Source organism: Afipia carboxidovorans OM5 (assembly GCF_000218565.1).
Lineage (GTDB): Bacteria > Pseudomonadota > Alphaproteobacteria > Rhizobiales > Xanthobacteraceae > Afipia > Afipia carboxidovorans.
The window spans coordinates 628,989-649,766 of sequence record NC_015684.1 but is presented as its reverse complement, the minus strand read 5'-3'; the positions used below and the strand labels follow the sequence as shown (position 1 = coordinate 649,766).

19 protein-coding genes and 1 tRNA gene are annotated in these 20,778 nt (G+C 63.0%); 16 read left to right on the top strand and 4 right to left on the bottom strand.

Annotation, left to right across the window (positions count from 1 at the left end; all coding sequences use genetic code 11):
* Positions 1-93 precede the first annotated feature (93 nt).
* Positions 94-288, bottom strand: coding sequence for a heavy-metal-associated domain-containing protein (locus OCA5_RS03110; RefSeq protein WP_012564646.1), 195 nt, complete (start codon positions 286-288; stop codon positions 94-96).
* A 150-nt stretch (positions 289-438) separates the two neighbouring features.
* On the opposite strand from OCA5_RS03110, the gene OCA5_RS03105 reads away from it, so the two are divergent.
* The 6 genes from OCA5_RS03105 (at position 439) to OCA5_RS03080 (ending at position 9,415) form a co-directional block, all read left to right on the top strand.
* On the top strand, positions 439-2,907 hold the full coding sequence (locus OCA5_RS03105) for a heavy metal translocating P-type ATPase (protein WP_012564647.1): 2,469 nt from the start codon (positions 439-441) through the stop codon (positions 2,905-2,907).
* Between the two features lie 42 nt (positions 2,908-2,949).
* Entirely contained in the window at positions 2,950-3,393 is a 444-nt protein-coding gene (gene cueR, locus OCA5_RS03100) for a Cu(I)-responsive transcriptional regulator (RefSeq protein ID WP_012564648.1), read from the top strand.
* Between the two features lie 377 nt (positions 3,394-3,770).
* Positions 3,771-5,819: a dipeptide ABC transporter ATP-binding protein gene (locus tag OCA5_RS03095; RefSeq protein ID WP_012564649.1), complete on the top strand. Its 2,049-nt coding sequence runs from the start codon at positions 3,771-3,773 to the stop codon at positions 5,817-5,819.
* Between the two features lie 180 nt (positions 5,820-5,999).
* A complete protein-coding gene (locus OCA5_RS03090) occupies positions 6,000-7,487 on the top strand; it encodes an ABC transporter substrate-binding protein (RefSeq protein WP_244396094.1) in 1,488 nt (495 codons plus the stop codon).
* A 76-nt stretch (positions 7,488-7,563) separates the two neighbouring features.
* Entirely contained in the window at positions 7,564-8,517 is a 954-nt protein-coding gene (locus tag OCA5_RS03085; protein WP_012564651.1) for an ABC transporter permease, read from the top strand.
* A gap of 1 nt (position 8,518) precedes the next feature.
* Positions 8,519-9,415, top strand: coding sequence for an ABC transporter permease (locus OCA5_RS03080; RefSeq protein WP_012564652.1), 897 nt, complete (start codon positions 8,519-8,521; stop codon positions 9,413-9,415).
* Between the two features lie 193 nt (positions 9,416-9,608).
* On the opposite strand, the gene OCA5_RS03075 is transcribed toward OCA5_RS03080, so the two are convergent.
* Together OCA5_RS03075 and OCA5_RS03070 are read right to left on the bottom strand one after the other, a co-directional pair.
* Positions 9,609-9,685: transfer RNA gene (locus OCA5_RS03075), tRNA-Arg, on the bottom strand.
* A gap of 130 nt (positions 9,686-9,815) precedes the next feature.
* Entirely contained in the window at positions 9,816-11,249 is a 1,434-nt protein-coding gene (locus tag OCA5_RS03070; RefSeq protein ID WP_012564653.1) for a sensor histidine kinase, read from the bottom strand.
* A 390-nt stretch (positions 11,250-11,639) separates the two neighbouring features.
* Here OCA5_RS03070 and rpmH point away from each other — a divergent pair, with 390 nt between their 5' ends.
* From rpmH to OCA5_RS03020, 10 genes are all read left to right on the top strand, one after another.
* A complete protein-coding gene (gene rpmH, locus OCA5_RS03065) occupies positions 11,640-11,774 on the top strand; it encodes a 50S ribosomal protein L34 (protein WP_012564654.1) in 135 nt (44 codons plus the stop codon).
* A 29-nt stretch (positions 11,775-11,803) separates the two neighbouring features.
* Positions 11,804-12,202: a ribonuclease P protein component gene (gene rnpA, locus OCA5_RS03060; RefSeq protein ID WP_012564655.1), complete on the top strand. Its 399-nt coding sequence runs from the start codon at positions 11,804-11,806 to the stop codon at positions 12,200-12,202.
* Positions 12,203-12,205: 3 nt separating this feature from the next.
* Positions 12,206-14,038, top strand: coding sequence for a membrane protein insertase YidC (yidC, locus tag OCA5_RS03055; RefSeq protein ID WP_012564656.1), 1,833 nt, complete (start codon positions 12,206-12,208; stop codon positions 14,036-14,038).
* Between the two features lie 85 nt (positions 14,039-14,123).
* Positions 14,124-14,789 carry a ribosome biogenesis GTP-binding protein YihA/YsxC gene (yihA, locus tag OCA5_RS03050; RefSeq protein WP_012564657.1) on the top strand — a complete coding sequence of 222 codons (666 nt, stop codon included), beginning with the start codon at positions 14,124-14,126 and terminating at the stop codon, positions 14,787-14,789.
* Positions 14,786-15,172, top strand: coding sequence for a DUF423 domain-containing protein (locus OCA5_RS03045; RefSeq protein WP_012564658.1), 387 nt, complete (start codon positions 14,786-14,788; stop codon positions 15,170-15,172). The genes yihA and OCA5_RS03045 overlap by 4 nt, the downstream gene beginning before the upstream one ends.
* 102 nt (positions 15,173-15,274) lie before the next feature.
* Positions 15,275-16,162 carry an acetylglutamate kinase gene (argB, locus tag OCA5_RS03040; protein WP_012564659.1) on the top strand — a complete coding sequence of 296 codons (888 nt, stop codon included), beginning with the start codon at positions 15,275-15,277 and terminating at the stop codon, positions 16,160-16,162.
* A gap of 41 nt (positions 16,163-16,203) precedes the next feature.
* The gene (locus OCA5_RS03035; RefSeq protein WP_012564660.1) at positions 16,204-16,896 is read left to right on the top strand and encodes a pyrimidine 5'-nucleotidase; all 693 of its coding nucleotides are present in this window, start codon (positions 16,204-16,206) and stop codon (positions 16,894-16,896) included.
* Positions 16,897-17,133: 237 nt separating this feature from the next.
* The gene (gene dapD / locus OCA5_RS03030; RefSeq protein WP_012564661.1) at positions 17,134-17,979 is read left to right on the top strand and encodes a 2,3,4,5-tetrahydropyridine-2,6-dicarboxylate N-succinyltransferase; all 846 of its coding nucleotides are present in this window, start codon (positions 17,134-17,136) and stop codon (positions 17,977-17,979) included.
* Between the two features lie 2 nt (positions 17,980-17,981).
* Positions 17,982-19,136 (top strand): succinyl-diaminopimelate desuccinylase, encoded by a 1,155-nt coding sequence (dapE, locus tag OCA5_RS03025; protein ID WP_012564662.1) that lies wholly within the window; start codon positions 17,982-17,984, stop codon positions 19,134-19,136.
* A gap of 8 nt (positions 19,137-19,144) precedes the next feature.
* The gene (locus OCA5_RS03020; protein ID WP_012564663.1) at positions 19,145-19,705 is read left to right on the top strand and encodes a phosphorylase family protein; all 561 of its coding nucleotides are present in this window, start codon (positions 19,145-19,147) and stop codon (positions 19,703-19,705) included.
* A 167-nt stretch (positions 19,706-19,872) separates the two neighbouring features.
* Here OCA5_RS03020 and truA read toward each other — a convergent pair whose 3' ends face one another.
* Positions 19,873-20,610: a tRNA pseudouridine(38-40) synthase TruA gene (gene truA, locus OCA5_RS03015; RefSeq protein ID WP_012564664.1), complete on the bottom strand. Its 738-nt coding sequence runs from the start codon at positions 20,608-20,610 to the stop codon at positions 19,873-19,875.
* Positions 20,611-20,778 lie beyond the last annotated feature (168 nt).

The following is a 20,778-nucleotide window of genomic DNA, read 5'->3' as shown; positions in this document are numbered from 1 at the left end:
GCGCCCTGCTCTTGGAATGACCGACGCCGGACCCGATCTCCATCGGTCCGGCGCTTGGCTGCCATTTTCAACGGCCGGCGGATTCGTCGCAGCTCAAGCTCCCCGCGCGGGGTAACCCACGTCGGCGAGCGCCTTCTCGATCCTGCCCCGGTCCGCTGTCGTGTCGACGCTCACCGTCCGCTTGCTGGCATCGGCGGAAACTTTTGCGCTCGGATCGACGGCCATGATCGCCTTCGTCACGGTCTCGACGCACCCGCCGCAGGCCATTTTTTCGATCAGAAGCTGCATCTCGGTCTCCTTGTTTCCATTGATATCCAGCTACACCTTCCTACCGTTGGAAGGTCAAGCCTCCTGCTTCTCCCGGCTTCCCCTTGACCTTCCAACGATGGGAACCCCCATCTTAGACGTGAGGTGGTTTTCTCAAGAGGAAAGAGGCTCATGAACGCCCCGACCAAACCGGAACGAACCAGCGCGCCGACCATCAGCCTGCCGATCGAGGGCATGTCCTGCGCATCTTGTGTCGGCCGTGTCGAAAAGGCGCTCGCCGGGATCGATGGGGTGGGCTCCGTCAGTGTCAACCTTGCGACCGAGCGCGCGGACATTCGCCCGAGCGGCCCGGTCGACACCCGCGCGCTGGTGCGGGCGGTCGAGGCCGCCGGCTATCATGTGCCGTCCACCGTCACCGACCTCACCATCGACGGCATGACCTGCGCCTCCTGCGTGGCGCGTGTCGAGAATGCACTGAAAGCAGTGCCGGGTGTCACCGAAGCGGTGGTGAATCTTGCGACCGAACGCGCGAGCGTGCGCGGCACGGCCAATCCGCAGATACTCGTAGCGGCGGTGGCATCGGTCGGATACACCGCGCGCCCGATCGGCCATAGCAGCGCCGACAATGACGCGGCCACGCAGCGCAAGGACGCGGAGCGGGCCGAACTCAAGCGCGATTTGATCATCGCCACAGTGCTGACGCTTCCGGTCTTCGCGCTGGAAATGGGCGCGCATCTCATTCCCGGCATGCACGACGTCATCATGCGCACCATCGGCATGCAGTGGAATTGGTACGTTCAGTTCGCGCTGACGACGCTCGTGCTCGCCATTCCCGGCATCCGATTCTACGCCAAGGGCATCCCCGCGCTTGTACGTCTCGCTCCGGACATGAACTCGCTGGTCGCGGTGGGAACGCTCGCCGCCTATGCCTATTCCATCGTCGCAACCTTTGCGCCGTCGCTGCTGCCTTCAGGCACGGTGAACGTCTATTACGAAGCAGCGGCGGTGATCGTGACGCTGATCCTGCTCGGCCGCTTTCTCGAAGCGCGCGCCAAGGGCCGCACCTCGGAGGCGATCAAGCGGCTGGTCGGTCTGCAGGCCAAGACCGCCCGCGTCCGACGTGACGAGACGCTTCAGGACATTCCGATTGGCGATGTCGCATTCGGCGACACTGTTGAAGTGCGCCCCGGCGAGCGCATTCCCGTCGATGGCGAAGTGATCGAGGGCGAAAGCTTCGTCGATGAATCCATGATCACCGGCGAGCCGATCCCGGTTGAGAAAACGACAGGCAGCAGGCTGGTCGGCGGCACCGTGAACCAGAAGGGTGCTCTCGTCTTCCGTGCGACCGCCGTCGGCGAAGCGACCATGCTGTCGCAGATCATTCGCATGGTGGAAGAGGCGCAGGGTTCGAAGCTGCCGATTCAGGCGCTGGTCGACAAGGTGACGATGTGGTTCGTACCCGCGGTGATGGCAGCAGCGGCGCTGACCTTCATCGTCTGGCTTATCTTTGGGCCGACGCCGGCGCTGACCTTCGCGCTCGTCAATGCCGTCGCTGTGCTGATCATCGCCTGCCCCTGCGCGATGGGCCTCGCCACGCCGACCTCGATCATGGTCGGCACCGGACGCGGAGCCGAGCTCGGCGTTCTCTTCCGCAAGGGCGAGGCTCTGCAACTGCTGAAGGACGCCAAGGTGGTGGCCGTCGACAAGACCGGAACGCTTACCGAAGGCCGCCCCGCATTGACCGATCTCGAGATTGCCGAAGGGTTTGCGCGCGAGCACGTGCTGGGCCGCATCGCTGCCGTCGAGACAAAGTCGGAGCATCCGATTGCCCGCGCCATCGTCGAAGCAGCGGAAGCCGAAGGCATTTCCATTCCCGACATCAGCGCCTTCGAATCCGTCACCGGCTTCGGCGTCAAGGCCGAGATCGACGGTGAACCGGTGCAGGTGGGCGCGGATCGCTACATGCGCGAGTTGGGACTGGATGTCGGCGTATTCGCGGCGACGGCCGTGCGGCTCGGCGATGAAGGCAAGTCGCCGCTCTATGCCGCCATCGGCGGACGCCTGGCGGCGATTGTCGCGGTTGCCGATCCGATCAAGGAAACCACGCCGGAGGCGATCAATGCGCTGCACGATCTCGGCCTCAAGGTCGCGATGGTCAGCGGCGACAATCGGCGCACCGCGGAAGCCATTGCCCGCCGGCTCGGCATCGATGAAGTGGCGGCCGAGATCTTGCCCGAAGGCAAGGTCGAGATCGTGCGCAAGCTGAAGGCGGAGCACGGCACGCTCGCCTTTGTCGGCGACGGCATCAACGATGCGCCGGCGCTGGCGGAGGCCGATATCGGAGTAGCTGTCGGCAACGGCACGGATATCGCCATCGAGGCAGCCGATGTCGTGCTGATGTCGGGCAGTCTCAAGGGCGTGCCGACGGCGATCGCTCTGTCGCGTGCCACCATCGGCAATATTCGCCAGAACCTATTCTGGGCGTTCGCCTACAACACGGCGCTGATCCCGGTTGCGGCGGGCGCGCTCTATCCCGCGTTCGGCATCCTGCTCTCGCCGATCTTTGCCGCCGGCGCGATGGCGCTGTCGAGCGTGTTCGTCCTCGGCAATGCATTGCGGTTGCGCAGATTCCAACCGTAATTATCCAGATAGAAAACCTGTGGTCGCATCGGAGGCAACAGAATGAACATCGGGCAAGCGGCAAAGGCCTCGGGCGTATCCGCCAAGATGATCCGCTATTACGAGCAGACCGGTCTCATTCCCCCGGCCGATCGCACGGAGTCCGGGTATCGGGATTACTCGGATTCGGATGTGCATATGCTGCGTTTTATCCGCCGCGCGCGCGACCTCGGATTTTCCGTTGCGGAAATCAACGAACTGCTCAGCCTGTGGCGCGACCGGTCACGCCAGAGCGCCGATGTGAAGCGCATCGCTGCAGCGCACATTAACGATCTGCGCGAGAAGATCACCAATCTGGAGCAGATGGCCGATACGCTGCAGGCGCTGATCAATTGCTGTGCCGGCGATCATCGCCCGGACTGCCCGATTCTGGCCGATCTGGAGAAGATGACTGATGATCCGCAGGAGCAGCCCCGCTCCGGAAATCTAAAACGCCTTCCGCATTAGATGCGCGGGCTTTCCGCGGATGGAACATGAATCGCCGCACATTAACGACGTCTGCGAAGCATGTGCATCTAGCGACATATTGCGCTGGCCATGCTGTCACGCAGCTAGTGCGAACGATCTATAGCCGCAGACCACAACAGCATTGACCTCCGGAACTCAAGTTACGCATACTACCTCCCAATAAGGGGACTGCTCGCATAATTAATAAGAATAATGCGGTCCTAGAAAATCGGTAGGGAGGGATCCGACATGGCAAACGGCCGGACTGGCTCGGTTGAAGGCAGGATCGTCGCCGGGCTCATTCAACGTGATGCTGGCCGAATTCGTGGCGTCGTATCTCGTGGAATTATTGCCACGTCAGTATACAGGAATCCGGCGTGAGCGTCGCTACGATTACCGAGCGACCGCGCGAGGATCAGTCAAAAGCTGCGTCCGTTCTGCTCGACGTACAAAATCTGCATGTGCATTTCGAAACCTCGCGGGGCCGCGTCAGGGCCGTCGAGGACCTCAGCTATAACGTCAAACGCGGCGAGGTCGTTGCCGTCGTCGGAGAATCCGGCTCCGGAAAGTCGGTCTCCGCGCTGTCTATCATGCGGCTGCTGTCGCCTCTGACCGGCCGCATTCCCAAGGGACGTATCGAGTTCGAAGGGCGCAACCTGCTCGATCTCACCAATGAGCAGATGCGAGAGGTGCGCGGCCGCGACATCTCGATGATTTTCCAGGAGCCGATGACCTCGCTCAATCCGATCCTGACGATCGGACTGCAGATCATGGAGCCCTTGAAGATTCATTTGAAGATGAGCGACGAAGAAGCCCACGCACGCGCGGTGGAGCTTCTGACGCTCGTCGGCATCCCCGATCCCGCGGGACGGCTCGATCAATACCCGCATCAGTTTTCAGGCGGCATGCGTCAGCGCGTGATGATCGCGATCGGGCTTGCCTGCAATCCCAAACTGATCATCGCCGACGAGCCGACCACCGCACTCGACGTCACCATCCAGGCGCAGATTCTGGAGCTGATGAAGGATCTGTCACGCAAGCTCAACATTGCGCTGATCGTCATCACCCACAACCTCGGCGTCGTTGCGCGTTACGCCGACCGTGTGATCGTGATGTATGCCGGCCGCCTGGTCGAGGAAGGCAACGCGGAGAACGTCTTTCATCACCCGCGCCACCCCTATTCGATGGGCCTTCTGCGCTCGGTGCCGCGGCTCGACCGTCCGCGTGGCGCGCGGCTTGAGACCATCGAGGGATTGCCGCCCAATCTCGCGCGCATGCCGACCGGTTGTCGCTTCGCGCCGCGCTGTCCGTTCAAGATCGATATTTGCAGCACCGAACCGCCTCTGCTGCCGACCGACACCGGAGGCTTGTCGCGTTGCCACCGGCAAAAGGAGATTGCTGCCGGTACAATCTCGTGGAGCGCCGCCGAAGGAAGTGTCCAGAAAACCGAGATCAAGACCGGCACGCCGATCCTCTCGGTGCGCAACCTCGTCAAGCATTTCGCGGTTGGCAGCACGCTGGGCACCAGCGGCGTGGTACGCGCGGTGCAGGATGTCAATCTGGAGATTTTCGCCGGTGAGACACTCGGCCTCGTCGGCGAGTCGGGCTGCGGCAAGACCACGGTCGGCCGCCTGATCCTGCGTCTGGAGAATCCGACCAGCGGCGAAATCCATTTCGAAGGCACCGATCTGGCAAGCGCTGACGCCGCCACGATGAAGGCCATCCGCCGCAAGATCCAGGTGATCTTCCAGGATCCCTACTCGTCGCTCAATCCGCGCATGACCGTCGGCCAGATCATCAGCGAGCCGCTCAAGGTCTATAATCTTGTCAAGGGCAAACGCGGCGCGCTCGAGCGCGTGGAGGAACTGCTCGCGCAGGTGGGACTGCGGCCTGAAATGGCCTCGCGCTATCCGCACCAGTTGTCCGGCGGCCAGCGCCAGCGCGTCGGCATTGCACGCGCACTCGCGATGGAACCCTCCTTCATCGTCTGCGACGAGGCCGTATCGGCGCTGGACGTGTCGATCCAGGGGCAGATCATCAATCTGCTCGAGGATTTGCAGCACCGGCTCGGGCTTGCCTATCTGTTCATCGCGCACGACCTCGCGGTAGTGCGACATATTTCGATGCGCGTGGTCGTGATGTATTTCGGCCGCGTCATGGAAGTTTCCGAGCGCGATGCGCTCTACGACGAGCCGCTGCATCCCTATACGAAAATCCTGCTCGACGCGGCGCCGATCCCCGACCCTACAATCGAGAAAAGCCGCGCGCCGCGGCTGATCAAGGGAGAGTTACCAAGTCACATGGCGCCGCCGACTGGATGCGTTTTTAATACGCGCTGCCCCATCGCTACCGAGGAGTGCAGGACCGTCGTGCCGCCGCTGGAAGAAAAGCGTCCCGGCCACTTTGCTGCATGTATCAAGGTATGACGGGCAGGCAGGGATAATAAAAAAAGGGAAGACGTCCACGCAGCAAGAACCCGAAAACAAGGGGCTATCAAGGAGGAATTCGCAATGAGACTGGGATTAGGGGCCTTAGCCCTCGGATTTTCTGCGCTCGCTTTGATGGCGAGTGGGGCCGACGCGCAAACGCCCAAAAAAGGCGGGGTTTTGAAATTCGCAGTCGGCGCCGAGCCGCCGAACTACGACTGCCACGGCGCGACGTCGTTCGCGTTCATTCATCCGGTACGCCCCCACTACAATACGCTCCTGAAGTTTGACGAGCCGAACTACCCGAAAGTGAAGGGCGATCTTGCCGCATCATGGACGGTGGCGCCGGACGGCCTGACCTACACGTTCAAGCTCAAGCCGAACATTAAATTCCACGATGGCTCGACGCTGACATCGGCCGACGTGAAGGCCAGCTACGATCGTATCGCCCACCCGCCGCAGGGCGTGGTGTCGATCCGCCAGGCGGCCTACGAGGACATCACCTCAATCGAGACGCCCGATGCGAACACTGTGGTGTTCAAGCTCAAGGCTCCGAACGCCTCGATGATTACCAACTTCGCGTCGCCGTGGGACTGCATCTACAGCGCCGCGAAGCTGAAGGAAGACCCGAAGTTTCCCGAGAAGCACATTCTCGGCACCGGCCCCTTCAAGTTCGTTGAACATGCCGCGGGCTCGCACTGGGTTGGCGAACGCTTCCCCGAATACTTCGAGAAGGATCGCCCCTATCTCGATGGCTTCCGCGCCATCTTCATCACCAACACCGCGGCCCGCGTGAATGCGCTGCAGGCCGGCGAGGTGCTGGCTGAGTTCCGCGGACAATCGCCAGCCGACAAGAAGAAGCTGGTGGACGCCCTCGGCGACAAGGTGAATGTCTACGAATCGCCGTGGGTGTGCAGCCTGGCGGTGATCTTCAACGTCGAAAAGAAGCCGTTTAACGATGCCCGCGTTCGCCGGGCGCTCTCGCTCGCTCTCGACCGATGGAAAGGCTCCGAGGCGCTGTCGAAGATCGCCGTCGTCCGCGATGTCGGCGGTGTGCTGCGACCGGGTTATGAGCTTGCGGCCTCAGAGGCCGAACTCACGACCTATCCGGGCTTCGGCAAGGACATCAAGAAAGCACGCGACGAGGCAAAGAAGCTGCTCGCCGAAGCCGGCGTGAAGGACTTGAAGTTCAAGTTCATGAACCGCAACGTGCCGAGCCCCTATACGCCGGTCGGTGTGTTCGTGGTCGATCAGTGGCGCCAGATTGGCGTGACCGCCGAGCATGAACAGCCGGAGACCAAGGCCTATATCGGCAATCTGCGCAGCGGCAACTACGAGGTCGGCCTCGACTTCGCCTGCGATGCTGTCGACGATCCGAACCTTCAGCTTCTGAAGTACGTGTCGTCTGACAAATCGACGATCAACTACAGCCGCAGCATCGATCGCAAGATCGATGAATTGTACGAGAAGCAGAAGCGCGAGCTCGACCCCAAGAAGCGGGCTGCCATCCTGCGCGAAGTGGAGAAGCACGCGCTGACGGAAGCTGCCACGGTCCCGGTGATCTGGTGGAACCGCATCATCGTGAACTGGAAGCAGCTCCATGGCTGGCACATGTCGCCGAGCCACTACATCAACCAGGATCTGCAGGACGTCTGGCTCGACCAGTAATCCGCACCATCCACCGGGCGGCGACGCAAGCCGCCGCCCGGCTTAATCCCGCCCGCGTGCGCAGGGACCTCTGCAGATGCTTCGCTACACGATCCGACGCTTTCTCCTGATGATTCCCACGCTGTTCGGCGTGGCCGTGCTCGTCTTCATTATGTTGCGCGCAATGCCGGGCGACATCGTCGAGATGCGCATGCTCATGGACGGCGGACAGGTGACGCCGGAGGCGCTCATCGTGGAGCGCGCGCGGCTCGGCCTCGATCAGCCGCTATGGTACCAGTTCTATGACTGGATCACCGGAATCATGGTCGGTGATTTTGGCACGTCGATGTGGACCGGGCGTCCGGTGATCGATGAAATCAGCAGCCGCCTCGGCCTCTCGCTCGAGGTCGCGATCCTGGCGACGATCCTCGCGATCCTGATTTCCATCCCGCTCGGCACCATCTCCGCTCTCTATAACAACACCTGGATCGACCACGTCATCCGCACCTTCGCCATCGCCGGCCTCGCAATCCCCTCGTTCTGGCTCGGCATGCTCATCATTTTGGGCCTGCTTTTGACCTTCAACTGGATTCCGCCCCTCACCTACACGCCGATCTGGGAAGATCCGATCACGAACCTCTCACAGCTCATCTGGCCCGCGCTCGCGGTCGGCTACCGCTATTCGGCAGTCGCCACACGCATGACGCGCTCGACGCTGCTCGAGGTCTTGCAGGAAGACTACATCCGCACCGCGCGCGCCAAGGGCGTCTACGAGCGGCTGGTGCTCTCCCGCCACGCGATCCGTAACGCCATGCTGCCGGTCGTGACCGTGATCGGCCTCGAATTCGCGTTCCTGATCGGTGGCCTCGTCGTCACCGAGCAGGTGTTCAATCTCAACGGCATCGGCAAGCTGTTCGTCGAAACCGTGACTCGCGCCGACTACACCATGGTGCAGGCGCTGGTGATGCTGGTCGCCGCGTTCTTCATTGCCGTCAATTTCGTGGTGGACCTGCTCTACGCCGTGCTCGATCCGCGCATCCGGTATTCATGACATGACAGACGCCGCTTCTCCCGACATCGACTTCCGCGAGCGCAAGGCGCAGCACCCGATCATCGCGTTCGCGCGCACGCAGCCAACCGGCATGATCGGCCTCGTCTTCATCATCGTGCTGTTCATCGCAGGTCTGTTCTCGGAGTTCGTCGCCCCCTATGACCCGCTGGAGATCGACTACGCCAGCATGCTGGCAGCGCCGTCGTGGGACCACTGGATGGGCACCGACGCCTTCGGCCGTGACGTCTTCTCGCGCATCATTTTCGGAGCACGCACGGCGCTCGCGGTCGGATTTCTGTCGTCGATGCTGGGATCGGGCATCGGCGCGGTGATCGGCATGGTCTCGGCCTATTTCGGCGGCCGCATCGACATGGCGATCGAGCGGTTCATGGACGTGTTGCTGTCGTTCCCGATCATCGTACTGGCGCTCGCGGTTGTTGCGGTGCTCGGCAAGTTTCCGGTCGGCGGGCTCGACCTCAACCTGATCGTGGCGATCGCCATTCCGATGATCCCGAAGATAGCCCGCGTGGTGCGCTCGGCCACACTCGCCATTCGCGGCCTGCCTTACATCGATGCCGCGCGCGCAGCCGGCTACAGCAACGTCCGCATCATCTTCCGCCACATCGCGCCGAACGTGGTTGCGCCGTTCCTCATCATGTTCACGGCCTTTATCGCGCAGGCGATCCTGCTCGAGGCCTCGCTCTCGTTTCTTGGCCTCGGCGTCACCGAGCCGACCGCGGCCTGGGGCTTGATGCTGTCGGGCACCTCGCAGGATTTCTACAGCCAGGCGCCCTGGATCATCCTGTTTCCGGGCATCGCCATCAGCATGGCGGTGTTCGCCTTCAATCTGTTCGGCGACGCACTGCGCGACTATCTCGACCCGCGCTTCAAGGTGTAACGGTCTCGCCTTGCGGCGAGGCCCCGAGCCAGGCAGCCGGACCCGATCGCGGCGGGCGATGATGCCAGGCCGGACAAGCGGCACCATTTTTGCAACGCTTGAAGAGGCGAATAGCTGGCGGCCGCAAATCCAACGGACCGCTCATCCCGCCCGCAATCACCGGCAATCAATATTTTATTTTAAACGGTGGGAATGGCGCGCCCGAAAGGATTCGAACCTCTGACCCCCAGATTCGTAGTCTGGTGCTCTATCCAGCTGAGCTACGGGCGCAATTCGCAGGATGGGGGCCAAGCGGCCCTTGCGAGGGGGCATAGCTAACGGCTCCGGTGGCTCTTGGCAAGGTCGGTTTTCTTAAAGATCACCGGCCAAATCCTCTCCCAATTGAGGACCTTAGTGCCGCTCAGGCGCGGGCCCGCTCCTGGCGCAATTCGCGCAAAGGAATGGTCCGGTCGGGGATGACGATCCGGAACGTCGCCCCGATCGTCCCCTCGACGAGATCGATCTGCCCGCCATGCGCGCGGATAAGCTCTGCCGCGATGGCAAGCCCAAGACCGGTGCCGCCTTCGCGCGAGGAGCCCTGAAACGCCTCGAACAGATGCTCGCGCGCGCGTGGTGGAATGCCTGGCCCGGTGTCGGAAATCTCCAGCACCGCGACCGCGCCCTCGCGACGCCCGGCCACGCGGATCTGCTTCGGCGCGATATCGGCATCAGGCTGGGTCTCGAGCGCCTGAAACGCGTTGCGCACGAGGTTGAGCAGAACGCGAAAGAGTTGATCGGGGTCGGCATCGACCACGAGCCCGCGCTCGATGGCACTGCCCCAAACAATATCAGGGTCAGTCGCGATGCCGACCGATTCGCGCACCTCGTTGACGATCGGCTCGAGCGCCACCATGCGCCGCTCCGGTCGCGCCTCCTGCACCTTGCCGTAGGACAGTGTCGACTGACAGAACGCAATCGCGCGCTCGAGCGAGCGCAACAGTTTTGGCGCGAAGCGCTGCACCCGCGGATCGGGCACGCTCGCGAGCTGGTCGGAGAGAAGCTGCGAGGAGGCGAGCAGATTGCGCAGGTCGTGATTAATCTTGGAAACGGCCAGTCCAAGCGCCGCGAGATGGCTCTTCTGATGCAGCATGGAGACAAGATCGTGCTGCAAATCCGCCAGTTCTCGCTCGGCGACACCGATCTCGTCCCCACGATTCGAGGGCACGATGACGCGATCGACGCTCTCCGGATTCTCGTGAAACGCAACCAGGTTCGCGGTCATCCGCCGCATCGGCCGCACGAACAGGAAGTGCAGGGCGAGGTAGATCAGTCCCGCGGTCGCGATCGCAAAACCAAACGACAGCAACAGCACGTTGGAGGAGAAGCGATACATCGCCTTGCGCAGCGGCGCCTCGTCCACCACCACTTCGATGAACTGCTCGCCCTGCGGTGCAGGCCCGATGATGCGGATCACGCCGTCGCTGCGCTCCAGCATCATCGAGAATGAATCGGCGATCGCCGACCACACCGTCATGGTGCGCATATCGATGTCGCGCACCACCGCGGGCGGCATATCGGCCACCGCAAGCAGGCGGCGCTGCTGGCCGGATTTGATCGCGACCGCACGCGCGCCGATGCTTTGCAGAATACTGCGGGCAAGCGAATCCGGCACCATGCCCGCTGGCGCGGCATCGAGCACCAGCGCCGCGGTGTTGGCGGCGGCGATCCGGTCGTTGAGGCGGTTGACGCTGAAGTTGGCGATCGAGGGGACGTAGATCAGCACTTCCGCGATCATCACCAGCGGAATCGTCAAAAGCAGGAGCTTGCCGGACAGATTGAGCCGCCCGCGCGGCATAGCCGGCCTTTCCTGCGACGTCTTCGGCGGCACGCTTTCAGCCACGATCCGGCCCTTGATTTCCGCTCCCTCGTGGGCCCCACACTCGCACCTGCAGGCGGGGCCCGTCAAACGCTCGAAATAGCTGAAATCTATGAATATTTCAGGGCGGCCCGGCGGCGGCGCCGGACTCGGGGCAATTTGCACGCTCCGTTGACGAAAACAGCCCACTCCCGTATAAGCCCGCCAACTGTCCGCGATGGCCCGGCTCGTCCGGGCCGGTTTATTTCTGGCCGGCTCCGAGCCCCATCTGCGGACGAACCCATTGAAACCTGCTCGGCAATTTGAATTTGCTCGGCACTCACTGGGGCGATGCCGCGAAAAGCGGACGCCCGACAGCGGAGAACGACCGTGAAGCGGACTTATCAACCCAGCAAACTGGTGCGCAAGCGCCGCCACGGCTTTCGCGCGCGTCAGGCCACGACCGGTGGCCGCAAGGTTCTCGCTGCCCGCCGCGCGCGTGGTCGCAAGCGCTTGAGCGCCTAACCGGCGGCCATGATGCGCCGGTTGACAGCATGGACCGGTTGAAAAAACGCGCGGATTTTCTCGCCGCCGCCCAAGGTCCGCGCGCTGCGCGGCCCGCTTTCGTGGTGCAGGCGCGCCTTCGCGACGATCCCGGCCCCACCCGCATCGGCTTCACCGTCAGCAAAAAGGTCGGCACGGCCACCGAGCGCAATCGCGTGCGCCGCAGGCTTCGCGACATGGTCAGACAGGCGGGGCTCGGCACGGCGCCCTCTCCGCGTGATTATGTCATCGTCGGCCGGCGCAACGCGCTCAACCGGGAATTCCAAGTTTTGATCGCGGATTTTCGCGCCGCGCTCGCTCACCTCAGCAAGGCGAAGGGCGCGATCGGCGCCCGGCCCTCCCGCCCTTCCCGCCCTTCCCGCCATTCGCAGCAGACCCGCGAGACCTGATCGATGACCGATAATCGCAACACCATCCTTGCCGTGCTCCTGTCCGGCGTCGTGCTGCTCGGCTGGCAGTATTTCTATAATGAGCCGGAGATGGCGCGCCAGCGCGCCGCGCAGCAGGCGCAGACGCAGGCGGCGAACCCCGCGAACTCGGCGGCACCGAACGCAACCACGCAGACGCCGGCCGCTGGCAGCACGGCACCGACGCCGGGCTCGCCCACCATCCAGCAGCAGCAGGGCGCGCAGGTGAAAGACCGCGCCGAGGTGATCGCCGCCTCTCCGCGCATCAAGATCGAGACGCCGAACCTCATCGGCAGCATTGCGCTGAAGGGCGCGCGCTTCGACGACGTGTCGCTCGTGAAGTATCGCGAGACGGTCGATCCGAAGTCGCCCGCGGAAGTACTGTTCTCGCCGTCGGGCACCAAGGCGCCCTATTACGCGGAATTCGGCTTCGTGCCGGCGGCCGGCGCTACCATCAAGATGCCAACCCTCGACACGGTGTGGACGCAGGAGGGCTCCAACGCACTCACCTCCACCACGCCGGTGGTTCTCAAATATGACAACGGCGAAGGGCTCACCTTCACCCGCACGATCTCGGTCGACGACAAATACGTCTTCACCGTCAAGGATGATGTCGCCAACAGCGGCACCGCGCCGACGACCGTCTATCCGTTCGGCCTGATCTCGCGTCACGGCGTGCCGGAAACTTCGGGCTATTACATCCTGCATGAAGGCCCGATCGGCGTGCTTGGCGACCAGGGACTGCAGGAATTCTCGTACAAGAACATGGACGAGAAGAAGACGAGCGAGTTCAAGGTCACCAACGGCTGGCTCGGCATCACCGACAAATACTGGGCAGCGACGCTGCTGCCGGATCCGGCTGCTGCGCTCACCGCGCGCTTCTCCTCGAACCTCGTCGGCCCAACCCGTATCTACCAGACCGACTATCTACTCGACCCGGTCGCCGTGCCGGCTGGCGGCAGCGCGACCACCACGACGCGCCTGTTCGCCGGCGCCAAGGAAGTCGCGACCGTCGATGCCTACGACAAGCAGCTCAAACTCAACCGTTTCGAACTGCTGATCGACTGGGGCTGGTTCTACTTCATCACCAAGCCGATGTTCTGGGCGATCGACCAGCTCTATCGCCTGTTCGGCAATTTCGGCGTCGCGATTCTGCTCGTCACCGTCGCCATCAAGGCGGTGTTCTTCCCGCTCGCCAACAAGTCCTACGCCTCGATGGCGAAGATGAAGGCCGTGCAGCCGCAGCTGACCGCGCTGAAGGAGAAATATCCTGACGACCGCGTGAAGCAGCAGCAGGAGATGATGGAGATTTACAAGAAGGAGAAGATCAATCCGATCGCAGGCTGTCTGCCGATCGCGATCCAGATCCCGGTCTTCTTCGCGCTCTACAAGGTGCTGTTCATCACCATCGAAATGCGCCACGCGCCGTTCTTCGGCTGGATTCGCGATCTCTCGGCGCCGGACCCGACCCACATCTTCAACCTGTTCGGCCTGTTGCCCTTCGATCCGAGTGCGGTGCCGCTCATCGGCACCTATCTCGCCATCGGCGCCTGGCCGGTCATCATGGGCATCACGATGTGGTTCCAGATGAAGCTCAATCCGCAGCCGCCGGATCCGACGCAGAAGATGATCTTCGACTGGATGCCGGTGGTGTTCACCTTCATGCTGGCCTCGTTCCCGGCAGGCCTCGTGATCTACTGGGCCTGGAACAACCTGCTGTCGGTTCTGCAGCAGAGCGCCATCATGAAAAAGAACGGCGTGAAGATCGAACTGTTCGACAACCTGAAGTCGATGTTCGCCAGCAAGAAAGCGGGATAGCGGCATAGCCGCCGAACCCGATATGTCATCCACCGTCATGCCCGGGCTTGTCCCGGGCATCCACGTTTCTGTAGTCTCGAAAAACATGACAAATGATCCCGACGCTGAATTGATCGAAGCCGGCCGAAAGCTTTTCGCCGGCGACTGGCAATTCTTCTGGGCCTCCCCCTCGATCGAGACGCTGCCGCCGATGCAGGGCATCGAGATCGCACTTGCGGGGCGCTCCAACGTCGGCAAGTCGAGCCTCATCAACGCGCTGACGGGCCGCAACGCGCTCGCGCGCACCTCGCACACGCCGGGACGCACGCAGGAACTGATCTTCTTCAAGGGACCGGGCCCGCTCGACGCTCAGACCCCCGAACTGCGGCTCGTCGACATGCCGGGCTATGGCTACGCCTCCGCGCCGAAAACCAAGATCGCGTCGTGGACCACGCTGATCCACCGTTACCTGCTCGGCCGGGCGAACCTCGCGCGCGTCTATGTGCTGATCGATTCACGTCATGGCTTCAAGGATGCCGACGACGAAGTGTTGACGACGCTGGACAAGTCCGCGGTCAGCTACCAGATCGTGCTGACCAAGACCGACCAGGTGAAGAAATCCGCGCTTGACGAGACCATGGCCGCAATGGCGGAGAAATTGCGCAAGCATCCGGCCGCCTATCCCGAGATGCTGGTGACGTCCTCGCGGGATGGCGCCGGCATGGCCGAGATGCGGGCGGCGATCGTGAAACTGTTGCGGGAGCGGGCATGACTTCAACCTTATCGCTGCGGATCGCGGTCGCGTTCGCCGGACTGATGGGGGCCTGCGGCGTGGCGCTCGCCGCCGCCGCGACACACCAGGCCGATGCAACTCGGCTCGGCATCGCATCCTCGATGCTGCTGTTCCACGCCTGCGCCGTGGTCGGCACGGTGCTGCTGGTTCATCAGGGGCTCGCGCGTCGCCAGCTCGGGCTGACCACCGCTTACGGCTTCATCCTTGCCGCGATCCTGTTCGGCGGCGACCTGGTGTCACTGCATTATACCGGCCATGGCCTGTTCAGAATGGCTGCGCCGACCGGCGGCACGCTGTTCATCGCCTCCTGGCTGATGCTCGCCGTCGCGGCACTCTGGCCGCCGCGGGCCACCAATGCGTGAGGTGCTTTGCACCTGTCACACCAATCGGCTAAACCCGTCTCGCCCAGCCACCTCTTGATTATCCCTCGATTATCCCTTGGCTACCCGCCGCAAGGTTCGCCCATGTCCGACATAAGCCCGCAGGATCAGGCCCGTATTCTCTCCGAAGCGCTGCCGCATATGCAGCAGTACGACGAGGAGACCATCGTCATTAAATACGGCGGCCACGCCATGGGCGAAGAGCACCTTGCGCGCGAATTTGCCCGCGACATCGTGCTGCTCGAGCAGACCGCGATCAATCCGGTGGTGGTGCATGGCGGCGGTCCGCAGATCGCAACCATGCTCGGGCGCCTCGGCATCAAATCCGAATTTGCAGCCGGATTACGGATCACCGATGCGTCCGCCATCGAGATCGTCGAGATGGTGCTCGCGGGCTCGATCAACAAACAGATCGTCAGCCACATCAACGCCGCCGGCGGCAAGGCCGTCGGTCTGTCCGGCAAGGACGGCAACATGGTCACCGCCGTGAAGGCGACGCGCACCATGATCGACCCGGATTCCAACATCGAGAAGGTGATCGATCTCGGTTTTGTCGGCGAGCCCGACAAGGTCGACCTCGCGCTGTTGAATCAGTTGATCGGCCATGAGCTCATTCCGGTGCTGGCGCCGCTCGCGGTCTCGACCGACGGGCAGACCTACAATGTCAACGCCGACACGTTTGCCGGCGCGGTTGCGGGTGCGTTGCGCGCCAAGCGTCTTCTGCTGCTGACGGATGTCGCCGGCGTGCTCGACAAGTCGAAAAAGCTGATCCCCGAACTGTCGATCAAGGATGCGCGGCGGCTGATTGCGGACGGCACCATCTCCGGCGGCATGATCCCGAAGGTTGAGACCTGCATCTACGCGCTTGAGGCGGGCGTCGAAGGCGTCGTCATTCTCGACGGCAAGACTCCGCACGCCGTGTTGCTGGAATTGTTCACCAATCAGGGCACAGGCACGCTGATTTACAAATGACAGCGGCGCAGACACCAGCCTGCTCCGCTTCTCCGAGAGACATGACCGAGAAACGCGGCTTCGACCACATCGACACCTGGGTGTTCGATCTCGACAACACGCTCTACCCGCACCACGTCAACCTGTGGCAGCAGGTCGACGGTCGCATCCGCGATTTCGTCGCCGACGCGCTCAAGGTCGAGGCGACCGAAGCCTTCCGCATCCAGAAGGATTACTATCGCCGCTACGGCACCACGATGCGCGGCATGATGACCGAGCACGGCATCAGCGCCGACCAGTTCCTCGCCTATGTCCACGACATCGACCACTCGCCGCTCGAGCCTAACCCGGCGATGGGCGAAGCGCTTTTCAAGCTGCCGGGGCGCAAGCTGATCCTGACCAACGCCTCCGTCGCTCACGCCGAGAAGGTGCTGGAGCGGCTCGCACTCGGCGTGACCTTCGACGGCGTGTTCGACATCATCTCGGCCGAGTTCGAGCCGAAGCCCGCGCGTCGCACCTATCAGCGCTTTCTCGACCTGCACGATGTCGATGCCTCGCACGCCGCGATGTTCGAGGATCTTGCCCGCAACCTCGCGATTCCTCACGAGCTTGGCATGACCACCGTGCTTGTGGTGCCGGACGGCGCCAAAAAGGTCGTGCGGGAAACCTGGGAAATGGAAGGCCGCGACGCGGCGCATGTCGACCATGTGACCGAGGACCTGACGGGGTTTCTGGCGGGGATTGCGGGAAAATAAATCCCCGTCATGGCCGGGCATAGCCGTTCGAAGAACGGCGTTCTCCTAAGAACGCCTATGACCCGGCCATCCACGACTTTCTTACCGGCTCTCAAGACGTGGATGCCCGCGACAAGCGCGGGCATGACGGTAGGTGTGGCTTGCTCTCTCTCGCAAATTCGGCCAAAGAATTCCCTGCCAATTGGCAACTACTTCCAGCTGGCAGGAATTCTTACTGCTGATTTTCCAAGGAAGCCAATGTCTCTCTCCGCTCTCGAAACTACGCTGAACACAGCCTTCGACGCCCGCGACAGCATTACCGCCGCGACCAAAGGCGAGGTGCGCGACGCGGTGGAGCTTGCGCTCGACCTGCTCGACAAGGGCGAGGCGCGGGTTGCCGAACCGCAGGCGGATGGGGCGTGGAAGATCAATCAGTGGCTGAAGAAGGCCGTGCTGATCTCCTTCCGCCTCAACGACATGGCGCCGATTCCGGGCGGCCCCGGCGGCGCGCAGTGGTGGGACAAGGTGCCCTCGAAGCTCGAGAATTATTCCGAGCAGAAATTCCGCGAGGCGGGTTTCCGCGCGGTGCCGGGCGCGATCGTCCGCCGCTCGGCGTTCATCGCCAAAAACGTCGTGCTGATGCCGTCTTTCGTCAATCTCGGCGCTTATGTCGATGAAGCGACCATGATCGACACGTGGTCGACTGTCGGCTCCTGCGCGCAGATCGGCAAGCACGTCCACATCTCCGGCGGCGTGGGCATCGGCGGCGTGCTGGAGCCGTTGCAGGCCGGCCCGGTCATCATCGAGGACAACTGTTTCATCGGCGCGCGCTCCGAAGTCGCCGAAGGCGTGATCGTGCGAAAGGGCGCGGTGCTGTCGATGGGCGTGTTCATCGGCGCCTCGACCCGCATCATCGACCGCGCCACCGGCGAAGTATACATCGGCGAAGTGCCGGCCTACTCCGTGGTGGTCCCCGGCTCGATGCCCGGCAAGCCGCTGCCCGACGGCTCGCCCGGTCCCTCGCTTTACTGCGCCGTGATCGTCAAGCGCGTCGACGAGAAGACCCGCTCCAAGACCAGCATCAACGAACTGCTGCGCGAATAACCATGAGCAAGGCGCTCGACATTGCCCGTGATCTTCTGGCTTGCCCCTCGGTGACGCCGGCGGATGCGGGTGCGCTCGGCGTGCTCGAAAAGCTTTTGAAGGATGCCGGTTTCGAAACCTATCGCCTGACGTTCAGCGAGCCGGGCGCGGACGACACCGACAACCTCTATGCGCGCATCGGGGCCGGCCATCCGCACATCACCTTCGCGGGTCACACCGACGTGGTGCCACCCGGCGATAATGCAGCGTGGTCGCACGATGCATTCGCGGCCACAGTCGACGGCGGCGTGCTCTATGGCCGCGGTGCCGTCGACATGAAGGGCGCGATCGCCTGCGCCGCCGCCGCCGTGCTCGATTATCTCGAAGCCAACGGTGGTAAACCAAAGGGCTCGATCTCGTTCCTCATCACCGGCGACGAGGAAGGCCCCGCCGTCAACGGCACGGTGAAGCTGCTCGACTGGGCCGCGAAGCGCGGCGAAAAATTCGACCACTGCCTGCTCGGCGAACCCAGCAACGTCAACGCGCTCGGCGACTGCATCAAGGCAGGGCGGCGCGGCTCGCTGTCCGGCACGCTGATCGTCGAAGGCAAGCAGGGCCACGCGGCCTATCCCGACCGTGCGCATAATCCATTGCCTGAAATCGCAAGCCTCGTCGCAGCGCTTGATGCCGATCCGCTCGATCAGGGCAGCGATCACTTTCCGCCGTCCAACCTCGAATTTCTGTCGATCGACACCGGCAATCCGGCGTGGAACGTGATCCCGGCGCAGGCGCGCGCGCGCTTCAACATCCGCCACAACGATTGCCGCACGCAGGACGCGCTACGTGCCTTGATCGAAGCGCGTGTCGAGAAACTCACAGGCAACCGCATCACCGCGCGCATCGAGTGGGAGCCGTCGAACGCCGACGCTTTTCTGACGCAGCCGGGCGCGTTCACTGATCTCGTTATCGACGCGATCGAGGAAGTGACCGGACGCAAGCCGAAGCTCGACACCGGCGGCGGCACCTCGGATGCACGCTTCATCACCCATTACTGTCCGGTGCTGGAATTCGGCCTCGTCGGCCAAACCATGCACCAGATCGACGAGCGCACGCCGGTCGCCGATCTCGACGCGCTGACGCAAATCTATCGCGGCGTTCTTACGCGCTACTTCAAGTGAGCACGCGCATGAGCGGGCACATTCTCGTTCTCACCGCCATCGACGATGAACTCGACAAGGCGCGCGCGCCTGACGGCGTCGAGGTGATCTACACCGGCGTCGGCAAGATCAATGCGGCGAGCGCCGCGACGCTCGCGCTTCTGGTGCTGCGCCCGCGGCTCGTGATCAATTACGGCACTGCCGGCAAAATTCACAAGATGCATAACGGCCTCGTCGAGGTCGCGCATGTCGTTCAGCGCGACATGATGGCGATGCCGCTCGCGCCGCGCGGGCGCACACCGTTCTCGCCGGAGATCGATCACCTGTCGTCGGGGCGCGACGGCGTGATCTGCGGCACCGGCGACAGTTTCGTCACCGCGCCCGATCCGTGGCTCGTCGAGAACAAGGTCGACATCGTCGACATGGAGCTCTACGCCATCGCTCATGTCTGCCAGCGCCACTCGCTGCCCTGGCGCGCATTCAAGTTCATCACCGACGAAGCCGACGACAACGCCGCCGATCACTGGCAGGAGAATGTCAGGGACGGCGAGGAGACGTTCTGGGATGCGATGAAAGCGCTGGAGTCATAGCCTCTACGAGCACTTCTTCCCCTCTCCCCTTGTGGGAGAGGGTGTCCGAGCCCAGCGAGGGCGGGTGAGGGGTCGCATCGCATATGCAGCTTCACCCCTCACCCGGCTCGATCTCGCTTTGCTCGATTCTCGCCACCCTCTCCCACAAGGGGAGAGGGAAAGAAGAATCAATAATCCACCCGCACCAGATACAATCCTTCCGGCGGGGCCACCGGGCCGCACGCGGTGCGGTCGCGCGCAGCGAGCGCATTGCGCATGTCGGCGATGGTCCACCGGCCGTGACCGACCCACACCAGCGAGCCGACCATCGAACGCACCTGGCTGTGCAGGAACGAGCGGGCCGAGGTGACGATGCTCACCGCATCGCCCTCACGCGTGACGTCGAGTTGATCGAGCGTCTTTTCCGGCGATTTCGCCTGACATTCGGTGTCACGAAACGTCGTGAAATCGTGCCGGCCGACCAGCACCTGCGCAGCCTCGTGCATCGCCGCGACATCGAGCGTCCGCGCGATACGCCACGCACGATGAAGATCGAGCGCGAGGTTGGCTCGCCGATTGCTGATGCGATAGATATAATGCCGCTTCACCGCTGAGAAGCGCGACTCGAATGTCTCCGGCACGATCTCCGCTGACAACACGCCGATCGGGTGCGGCCGCAGATGGGCGTTGAGCGCATCACGCACCTGATCGGTACGATAGGATTTCTCGAGATCGATATGCGCGACCTGCCCCAGTGCATGCACTCCGGCGTCGGTGCGCCCCGCGCCATGAACACGCACGTGCGTGCCCGCCAGCGCGGCGACGGCATCCTCCAGTGCGCCCTGCACGGAGGGGCCGTTGTCCTGATACTGCCAGCCGCAGAACGGCGTGCCGTCATATTCGATGAGGAGCTTGTAGCGCGGCATCAGCGTCGGAGCCTCGCTCCCTCTCCCCGCCCGCGGGGAGAGGGTCGGGGGTATAATGAGGGTGAGGGGCATAGTCCGGACGAGCAGCACGAACGCCCCTCACCCGGATTGCTACGCAATCCGACCTCTCCCCGTAAACGGGGCGAGGTGAAAGAGGCCGATCGAGGA

What these genes read in the sequence shown, in the direction of transcription:
- yidC (WP_012564656.1), top strand. Translation starts at nt 12,206, where the DNA reads ATGACCGATAATCGCAACACCATCCTTGCCGTGCTCCTGTCCGGCGTC.
- rnpA (WP_012564655.1), top strand. Translation starts at nt 11,804, where the DNA reads ATGGACCGGTTGAAAAAACGCGCGGATTTTCTCGCCGCCGCCCAAGGT.
- OCA5_RS03105 (WP_012564647.1), top strand. Translation starts at nt 439, where the DNA reads ATGAACGCCCCGACCAAACCGGAACGAACCAGCGCGCCGACCATCAGC.
- truA (WP_012564664.1), bottom strand. Translation starts at nt 20,610, where the DNA reads ATGCCGCGCTACAAGCTCCTCATCGAATATGACGGCACGCCGTTCTGC.
- cueR (WP_012564648.1), top strand. Translation starts at nt 2,950, where the DNA reads ATGAACATCGGGCAAGCGGCAAAGGCCTCGGGCGTATCCGCCAAGATG.
- OCA5_RS03045 (WP_012564658.1), top strand. Translation starts at nt 14,786, where the DNA reads ATGACTTCAACCTTATCGCTGCGGATCGCGGTCGCGTTCGCCGGACTG.
- OCA5_RS03020 (WP_012564663.1), top strand. Translation starts at nt 19,145, where the DNA reads ATGAGCGGGCACATTCTCGTTCTCACCGCCATCGACGATGAACTCGAC.
- OCA5_RS03080 (WP_012564652.1), top strand. Translation starts at nt 8,519, where the DNA reads ATGACAGACGCCGCTTCTCCCGACATCGACTTCCGCGAGCGCAAGGCG.
- yihA (WP_012564657.1), top strand. Translation starts at nt 14,124, where the DNA reads ATGACAAATGATCCCGACGCTGAATTGATCGAAGCCGGCCGAAAGCTT.
- argB (WP_012564659.1), top strand. Translation starts at nt 15,275, where the DNA reads ATGTCCGACATAAGCCCGCAGGATCAGGCCCGTATTCTCTCCGAAGCG.
- OCA5_RS03070 (WP_012564653.1), bottom strand. Translation starts at nt 11,249, where the DNA reads ATGCCGCGCGGGCGGCTCAATCTGTCCGGCAAGCTCCTGCTTTTGACG.
- OCA5_RS03035 (WP_012564660.1), top strand. Translation starts at nt 16,204, where the DNA reads ATGACCGAGAAACGCGGCTTCGACCACATCGACACCTGGGTGTTCGAT.
- dapE (WP_012564662.1), top strand. Translation starts at nt 17,982, where the DNA reads ATGAGCAAGGCGCTCGACATTGCCCGTGATCTTCTGGCTTGCCCCTCG.
- OCA5_RS03110 (WP_012564646.1), bottom strand. Translation starts at nt 288, where the DNA reads ATGCAGCTTCTGATCGAAAAAATGGCCTGCGGCGGGTGCGTCGAGACC.
- OCA5_RS03085 (WP_012564651.1), top strand. Translation starts at nt 7,564, where the DNA reads ATGCTTCGCTACACGATCCGACGCTTTCTCCTGATGATTCCCACGCTG.
- dapD (WP_012564661.1), top strand. Translation starts at nt 17,134, where the DNA reads ATGTCTCTCTCCGCTCTCGAAACTACGCTGAACACAGCCTTCGACGCC.